The organism is Micrococcus sp. HMSC31B01 (genome assembly GCF_001816085.1).
GTDB lineage: Bacteria > Actinomycetota > Actinomycetes > Actinomycetales > Micrococcaceae > Micrococcus > Micrococcus luteus.
The window spans coordinates 1-4,779 of sequence record NZ_KV825416.1 but is presented as its reverse complement, the minus strand read 5'-3'; the positions used below and the strand labels follow the sequence as shown (position 1 = coordinate 4,779).

General features: G+C 74.0%; 6 protein-coding genes. 5 read left to right on the top strand and 1 reads right to left on the bottom strand.

Annotation, left to right across the window (positions count from 1 at the left end):
* Positions 1-225: 225 nt before the first annotated feature.
* A complete protein-coding gene (locus HMPREF3105_RS11650) occupies positions 226-1,479 on the bottom strand; it encodes an aminotransferase class I/II-fold pyridoxal phosphate-dependent enzyme (RefSeq protein ID WP_070709750.1) in 1,254 nt (417 codons plus the stop codon).
* A 132-nt stretch (positions 1,480-1,611) separates the two neighbouring features.
* On the opposite strand from HMPREF3105_RS11650, the gene coaD reads away from it, so the two are divergent.
* The 5 genes from coaD to rnc all read left to right on the top strand — a co-directional run bounded on the left by coaD (position 1,612) and on the right by rnc (position 4,757).
* Positions 1,612-2,085: a pantetheine-phosphate adenylyltransferase gene (gene coaD, locus HMPREF3105_RS11645; RefSeq protein WP_060974363.1), complete on the top strand. Its 474-nt coding sequence runs from the start codon at positions 1,612-1,614 to the stop codon at positions 2,083-2,085.
* Between the two features lie 68 nt (positions 2,086-2,153).
* Positions 2,154-3,068, top strand: coding sequence for a UTP--glucose-1-phosphate uridylyltransferase GalU (gene galU, locus HMPREF3105_RS11640; protein WP_070709747.1), 915 nt, complete (start codon positions 2,154-2,156; stop codon positions 3,066-3,068).
* A gap of 174 nt (positions 3,069-3,242) precedes the next feature.
* Positions 3,243-3,815 (top strand): YceD family protein, encoded by a 573-nt coding sequence (locus HMPREF3105_RS11635; RefSeq protein ID WP_002856392.1) that lies wholly within the window; start codon positions 3,243-3,245, stop codon positions 3,813-3,815.
* A 2-nt stretch (positions 3,816-3,817) separates the two neighbouring features.
* Positions 3,818-4,021 carry a 50S ribosomal protein L32 gene (gene rpmF, locus HMPREF3105_RS11630; RefSeq protein WP_002856390.1) on the top strand — a complete coding sequence of 68 codons (204 nt, stop codon included), beginning with the start codon at positions 3,818-3,820 and terminating at the stop codon, positions 4,019-4,021.
* A 73-nt stretch (positions 4,022-4,094) separates the two neighbouring features.
* Positions 4,095-4,757 (top strand): ribonuclease III, encoded by a 663-nt coding sequence (rnc, locus tag HMPREF3105_RS11625; RefSeq protein ID WP_217564700.1) that lies wholly within the window; start codon positions 4,095-4,097, stop codon positions 4,755-4,757.
* The last annotated feature ends 22 nt before the right edge of the window (positions 4,758-4,779 follow it).

The following is a 4,779-nucleotide window of genomic DNA, read 5'->3' as shown; positions in this document are numbered from 1 at the left end:
CGCTTTCGTTCGGGAAACGGCGGCGTGTCGGCCTGCTTTCGTTCGGGAAACGGCGGCGTCTCGGCCCGTTCTCACCGGGGAGACGGGAGGGCGGAACGGACTGGGCTCAGCACGGAACCGCGAGCACGGCGCCGCCGTTTCCCGAACGAAAATGCTCCGGAGACCGCCGTTTCCCGAACGAAAGTGCTCCGGGGGCCGCCGTTTCGTCAACGAAAGCGTCGGGGGTCAGGCCGCGCGCAGCCGCGGGGCCGCCTCGGCCAGGCGGCGCATCGCCTCGTCGATCGCATCGGGGGACTTGCAGAACGCCAGCCGCAGCCACGACCGCAGGTGGCCTCCGTCCGGGCGGCAGAGCGCGCCCACGGGGATGCCCGTGACGCCGGCCTCACGCGTCCACCGCACCGCGGCCTCGGCCGCGTCCGTCACACCCCACGGGGCCAGGTCCACGACGACGAAGTAGCCCGCCGCCGGGACGACCGGGTCCAGGCCCGCCTCCCGCAGGCCCGCCACGAGCCGATCCCGGGCGTCGCGGTACCGCTCGCGCTGGCCGGCGAGGTGCCGCTCGGCGTCGTCGGTGGGCAGGTAGGCGCCCAGCGCGCGCTGGAAGGCGGGGCCGGAGGAGTAGGTGAGGAACTGCTTGACGGAGCGCGCGGCCCCGACGAGCTCGGCCGGGCCGGTCAGCCAGCCGACCTTCCAGCCGGTGACCGCGAACGCCTTGCCCGCGCTGGAGACCGTCAGGGCGATGTCCTCGGCGCCCGCGACCGAGCGCAGGCTGACGTGCTCGCCCTCGTAGACGAGGTGGTCGTAGACCTCGTCCGAGAGCATCAGCACGCCCCGGGACCGGCACAGGGCCACGAGCTCCTCGAGCAGCTCCCGCGGATAGACCGCGCCCGTGGGGTTGTGCGGCGTGTTCACGATGAGCAGGCGCGTGCGGTCGGTGATCGCGTCCGCCACCCGCGCCGGGTCCGGCAGGAAGTCCGGCGCCTCCACCGGCACGCTCACGTGCCGGCCGCCGGCCAGGGCGATCGTGGCGGCGTGCGAGTCGTAGAACGGCTCGACCGTGATGACCTCGTCGCCCGGGCGCACGAACGCCAGGACCGTCGAGGCGATGCCCTCGGTGGCACCCGTGGTGATCATGGCCTGCGTGGCGGGGTCCTCCGTCACGCCCCAGTGGCGCCGGCGGTGCTCCGCGACGGCCTGCCGCAGCACGGGGTCGCCCGTGCCGGGGGCGTACTGGTTGGGGCCCGCCAGCACGGCGTCGGCCGCCAGGCGCAGCAGCGCGTCGGGGCCGTCGGCGTCGGGGAAGCCCTGGCCGAGGTTCACGGCCCCGTGCTCGACGGCGAGGCCCGTCATCGTCTCGAACACGGTGGGCACGGGGCCGGTGTCGCCGAGCAGGCCCGCGGCCGCCGCCGTGCGACGCCACGGCGCGTCCACGTCGACGTCGTGCCGTGCCGATCCGGGGGTGGGCTGGGTTCCGTCCATGGCCGCACTGTACCCATCGTCGCGGACCGCACACGGCGGCGCATGCCGCGTCCGTCACGACCGTGACGCGCCGGAGCCGGACCGGACGGGCGTCCGTCGCCGCTCGGCGCGGCCCCCGCTAGGCTGGCACCCATGCGTCGTGCCGTCTGCCCTGGTTCGTTCGATCCCCTCCACATGGGGCACGTCGAGGTGATCGCGCGAGCCGCGAACCTCTTCGAGGAGGTGGTGGTCGCCGTGTCCGCCAACCCGGCCAAGACGTACCGCTTCAGCGTGGACGAGCGCATCGCCATGATCGAGGCGACGGTGTCCTCCCTCGCCGGTGTCGCGGTCCGGCCCATGGGCCCGGGCCTGCTGGCCGAGTTCTGTCGGCAGATCGGCGCGGACGCGATCGTCAAGGGGCTGCGCGGCGGCGCCGACCTCGAGTTCGAGGCCCCGATGGCCGCGATGAACCGCCACCTCACCGGGGTCGAGACGGTCTACCTCCCGGCCGACGCCCGGTACACCCACGTGTCCTCCTCGCTCATCAAGGAGGTCCATGGACTCGGTGGCGACGTCGCCGAGTTCGTCCCGGCCGCGGTCCTGCGCGGCCTCGACGGCGGGGCCTGACCCCGCCCGGCCCACCCGCGGGCCATCCCTTCGCTCGTCCCACCGCATCCACCGCAGGAGAACCGCCGATGACCGTCCCGCCCCCCTCCCGCCCCCGCACCCGCAAGGCCGTGATCCCGGCCGCCGGCCTGGGCACCCGCTTCCTGCCGGCCACCAAGGCCATGCCGAAGGAGATGCTGCCGGTGGTGGACCGCCCGGCCATCGAATACGTGGTGTCGGAGGCCCGGCGTGCGGGCCTGGCGGACGTGCTGATGATCACGGGCCGGAACAAGCGGGCCCTCGAGGACCACTTCGACCGCCATCCCGCGCTGGAGGCCGCGCTGGAGCGCAAGGGCGACGCCACGCGGCTCTCGCAGATCCGCGAGTCGGACCTGGTGGGGGACATCCACTACGTCCGTCAGGGCGAGGCCCTCGGGCTCGGCCACGCGGTGAACTGCGCACGCCGCCACGTCGGCGAGGAGCCGTTCGCGGTCCTGCTGGGCGATGACATCATCGGCGACGGCGAGGCGCTGCTCGAGCGCATGATCGACGTGCAGCAGCGCCTCGGCGGCTCCGTGATCGCCCTCATGGAGGTCCCGGAGGAGGCCGTCTCGGCCTACGGCGTGGCCGCGGTGGAGGCCGTGCCGGGGGAGGGCGACGACGTCGTCCGCGTCACCGGACTCGTGGAGAAGCCGGCCCGCGAGGACGCCCCCTCCACCCTCGCGATCATCGGCCGCTACGTGCTGGCCCCGCAGGTGTTCGACGTGCTGGACGAGACCCCGCCCGGCCGCGGCGGGGAGATCCAGCTCACCGATGCGCTGCAGAGGCTGGCCACGGAGGACGGTGAGGGTCGCGGCGTGCACGCCGTCGTCTTCGACGGCCGCCGCTACGACACGGGGGACAAGCTCGGCTACCTGCAGGCGGTCATCGAGTTCGGGACGCGGCACGAGGACCTCGGGGCCGACCTGCGGGCCTGGCTCCGGGAGTTCACCGCCGGGCTCTGAGCCGGGCCGGCGACGCGCGGACCGCCGCTGGCTTTGGCCGAGGCGGACCCACCCGGTAGGATGGGCTGTCGGTCCGTCGTGGCTGGACCCGTGTCCAGGCCGCATCGCATCCCCGCAGAGGGCGTGCGGACGGGCCGTGTACCCCCGCCGTCCCACCCGCCGAGAGGAGCGACCATGGACAGCATCCAGCACCACGGCGCCGACTCGCCGTGGGTGATCCCCGTGCGCGATCTGACGCGCGGGGCCGGAGTCCAGCGCGAGCTGACGGCCGAGTGGCCCGCCCCCGCGGGCGTCTCCACGCCGCTGCTGGGGATCCCCGAGGGGGACCCCGTCGAACTGGACCTGCGTCTGGAGTCGGTGCACGAGGGAGTCCTCGTCACCGGCACCGCGGACGCGACCCTGAAGGGCGAGTGCGGCCGTTGCCTGCGCCCGCTGCACGAGGGGATCACCGTGGACCTGCAGGAGCTGTACCTCACCGGCACGTCCGAGGACGACGCCGGCGAGCAGCCGCTCGTGGTGCGCGAGACCGTGGACCTGGAACCCGTGTTCCGGGACGCCGTGGTCATCGCCCTTCCGTTCCAGCCGCTGTGCCGGCCGGACTGCGAGGGCCTGTGCGCCGACTGCGGCATCCGCCTCGAGGACGCGCCCGAGGGGCACGCCCACGAGCGCGTGGACCCGCGCTGGGCCGCCCTGGCCCACCTCGCGGGCACCTCAGAGACCTCCATCACCGAGACAGAAGAGAGATAGTCGTGGCAGTCCCGAAGCGGAAGATGTCCCGTGCCAACACCCGTGCCCGCCGGTCGCAGTGGAAGGCCACCGCGCCCGCCCTGGTGAAGTCCGTCGAGAACGGTCGTGTCTCGTACCGCCTGCCCCACCAGGCCGAGCTGAAGACCGACGCCGCCGGCACCCCCCTGTTCTTCGAGTACAAGGGCCGCAAGGTCGCCGACGCCTGAGATGGCGTCCCCATCGGCTCGCCGCGGGCCTGAGCCCGCGCCCGAGCCAGAAGAGCTGTTCGAGCGTCTCGGCGTGCACATCACCGCCGAGACGCTCGAACGCGCTCTGACGCACCGCTCGTTCGCCTACGAGCAGGGCGGGCTGCCCACCAACGAGCGCCTCGAGTTCCTCGGGGACTCGGTGCTGGGCTACGTGGTCACCGACCACATCTTCACGGTGTACCCGGACCTGGCCGAGGGCGACCTCGCGCGCCGCCGGGCCGCCGTCGTGTCCACGCGTGCCCTGGCGAAGGTGGCGCGCCGGATCGGCATCGGCCCGTTCGTGCGCCTGGGCACGGGGGAGCGCCGCACCGGCGGGGCGGACAAGGACTCGATCCTCGCCGACACCCTCGAGGCGCTCATCGGCGCGGTCTACGTGGACCACGGGGCTGTGGCCGCGGCCGCACTCGTGCACCGCCACGTGGTGCCGCTGCTGGACGAGCCGGACCTGCTGCGCGAGAGCACCGACTGGAAGACGGTCGTGGCCGAGGCCGCCAGCCGGCACGGTCTCGGCGCCGTCCGCTACGCGATCGAGGGTCAGGGCCCCGCGCACGACCCCCGCTACCGGGCCACCCTCGTCGTCGGCGAGCGCGAGTACGGCTCCGCCGTCGCCAGCTCCAAGAAGCAGGCCGAGCGGGACGCCGCGGCCGCCTCCTGGCCCGCCCTCGAGGCGGATCTGCCGGCCGCGGGGCGCTGAGCCCGTGCCGGAGCTGCCCGAG

Coding starts and splice junctions, on each gene's coding strand:
- HMPREF3105_RS11650 (WP_070709750.1), bottom strand. CDS start 1,479: ATGGACGGAACCCAGCCCACCCCCGGATCGGCACGGCACGACGTCGAC.
- coaD (WP_060974363.1), top strand. CDS start 1,612: ATGCGTCGTGCCGTCTGCCCTGGTTCGTTCGATCCCCTCCACATGGGG.
- galU (WP_070709747.1), top strand. CDS start 2,154: ATGACCGTCCCGCCCCCCTCCCGCCCCCGCACCCGCAAGGCCGTGATC.
- HMPREF3105_RS11635 (WP_002856392.1), top strand. CDS start 3,243: ATGGACAGCATCCAGCACCACGGCGCCGACTCGCCGTGGGTGATCCCC.